Annotated in this window: 2 protein-coding genes; both read right to left on the bottom strand. The window is 41.1% G+C overall.

Going from position 1 to position 2676, the window contains the following annotated elements; translation table 11 throughout:
* The coding region (locus AC1DDX_RS26180; protein ID WP_477622895.1) for a hypothetical protein at positions 1 to 2040 on the bottom strand (2040 nt) is incomplete at its 3' end.
* Positions 2041 to 2152: 112 nt separating this feature from the next.
* Positions 2153 to 2676 (bottom strand): TlpA family protein disulfide reductase (locus AC1DDX_RS26175; RefSeq protein ID WP_477622894.1); only part of this gene is annotated, 524 nt, incomplete at its 5' end.

The following is a 2676-nucleotide window of genomic DNA, read 5'->3' as shown; positions in this document are numbered from 1 at the left end:
TCCAAAAACCCCCACTACATTCGCTGTCAGGTAATCGTACTCATATACCTTGGTGTTATTAGGGTAAAACCTTCCGGAAGAGATACTATCTTTTGCCTTAACTCTGTCTGCCGTCAAAAGAGAAAAGCCTATAGTCCCGCCAGATGCGCCTGAAAAGGAAAATACATGATGCTGGAAATCATCACTTATCTGCTTACTGCCACGTGAGGCAAGTACCAGGGAATCCAGTTCACTCACTACCATAGTGGCCCATACGGAGGCCCTGATCCCGCCGCCATAAGAATTTAAAAAAAATACAGGGTAAGGCTTATTGTGCTCAGCCTGGTATGTCGCAATTTCTCCTCGTCTATGCTCCAGCCAACTACGGATATGAGTAGATAATGCCACTGGCTCCTCTCCTTTGGCCACAACGGTATTCACCTTATGAAAATCACTTATCTTTACATAAGAGACCAAAAACCCTATTAACAGAAGCAGCGTAATCCATTGCACTTTAGTCCGTTTACCTAATACAAGCAGATAAGAGAATATCAGCGCATAACAGATCAATGCAGCAATAACAATGGAAAGTGTAAAGAACCTAAACTTAGCAATAAGCGCAAAGAGTATCGGGGGAATATTAAACAGAATAAACACCACAGCCAGCAGCAAGCCAACAATCAGTACAACAGGTGCAACCTCTATATTTTGGACAAACGAAATCTTAGTCCGGTAAGTGGTAGTAATCAGAAAAGCAAAAGATAATAAAAACAGATCCAGAGAAAGGTATGAAAGCCGGCCATACTGTTCCACTTCCATATCCCTGATGAAATAGAAGGCGATCATCAAGAGAAAAAACAGCACCATTACCATCATATAGCGCAAAGCGGAAAACACCCCACGTGGCGCAAAAAAAGAGTCCAGCGTATTGTATTTTAACATTTGCTTGTAGCCCACCAAGGCAACCAGCAATATCACCATCACAGGCACATCATCCAAAAGATAAGGCATATGGTACTGCTGCATGGTCTTTAGAATACCCACAGCCGGGATCAAAAAAGTAAGCGCACCTAACAACCGGGCATAATTTACCGAGTTCTTTCCAGCCATCACAAAACCTTTTGGCACCGTCAACATTAAATCCGTAAACCCGCCAGCATATAGCTTGGGCAGATACCAGTTTATCGTCGCTAAAACCGAGATAGAAAAAAGAAAGATTATGGTTCCCCAAAAGGAGGTATTAATCGTAATCAGCAGATCCTGGCCCTGATCAGAAAAGATCAAAAATCCAAACAGCACAAAAAGTACAATCAGCACAATACGAAACATCCATCCCAAACGTAATCCAAATAAAAAGTTATCGGATAGCCCCGAAAGCCAGCCAGTAAGCCGTTTAAAAATACTGATAGACCAACCAAATGAGTACAGCGTTATAAACAGGAGAATAAACTTAAACAAGGCGGGATAGAAAACATAAGCTGCCACTCCGGATTTCACAAAATCACTCAGCCTATCTGGCGAGGGATCTTCCGGATTTAGCCTTTTAAAAAGATCAACAGATTCCAGGATATAGTAGTTTTCGACAAGATCCAGAATACCAATCGCTATTACCGTTCCCGAAAACAGCCAAAACTGTCTGCTTGTAATTCTGTCTTTTGAAGGATAAACATTCCGGTAATAATGCCAAAACAACAAAATCAATCCAAACACATAAAAAAGTATAAACCAATAGTCGGCATGCGTTTGGCGTTCTACCGCATCCACACCCCTAATCTTTTCCCCCGGCTCACTATACTTAATCTTTTTACCCGGCGACACAGTGCTATCCATTGTCACCGAGTCAGCCGGGTTTGTCCAGTCCCGTTCAAAAACATAATTTTCAGGGCGGTTCCATTCCGAAAAAATCCGGTATTGAATACTATTAGACCTGGTAAGTTCCAGTGAAAGAATCCCCGAAGGCGCACTGTCCGAGAAAAGAAGATGATGATTTCTGCTGGTCATACTTCCGGTAACCAACAAACCGGCAATTGCTGCAAGGGATAGCAGTTTGAATAGTTTCATACTGAGAGATTAAGATGATTTAAAATAAATCTACTTCATAATAGGCTGGTAACCAACCTGCTCATCGTCAAACAACTATTGCAAATGTCCAAATATGCATTGGTAACTACAACTAAAATATTTTCACCAGCGACTTTAGCTGTGTTAAATCACTTTCCAGGGGTCTTGGAGCAAAAATACTTTTTACAAAATGGTTTTTATCTATCAGTAAATATCTTGGAATACTCGTGATCCCCATAAATTTAGAGAGCTCTGATGAGAACTCATTCTCTACCAGGTACTGATCGTTTTCTATTTTATCACTTACAGTCACTTTCATCCAGGCTGCTTTGTCTTTGTCAAGTGAAAAGTAAACTACTGCAACACCATTTTCCGTCATCCATTTCTTTGCATCGGCAGATTCGGCAATATCTACTCGGCAAGCGCCACACCAGCTCGCCCACAAATCTATATATACAGCCTTTCCAGGATAAACGGCTAATACTTCTCTTAAACTCTTCTTCATTCCATTTGAATAAGTGGTCAACAAAGTGCCATCTAATACCTTATCTGTCAATGGCTTGTTCAACAAGAAATAATTTAATTCAGATTCCCTGATGTACGCTAAATAGCTGGGATCCTTTACCTCAGTATAAG

The organism is Pedobacter sp. 10L46_2 (assembly GCF_056395165.1).
The sequence above is the reverse complement of the archived record's forward strand: the minus strand, read 5'-3'. Positions and strand labels throughout refer to the sequence as shown.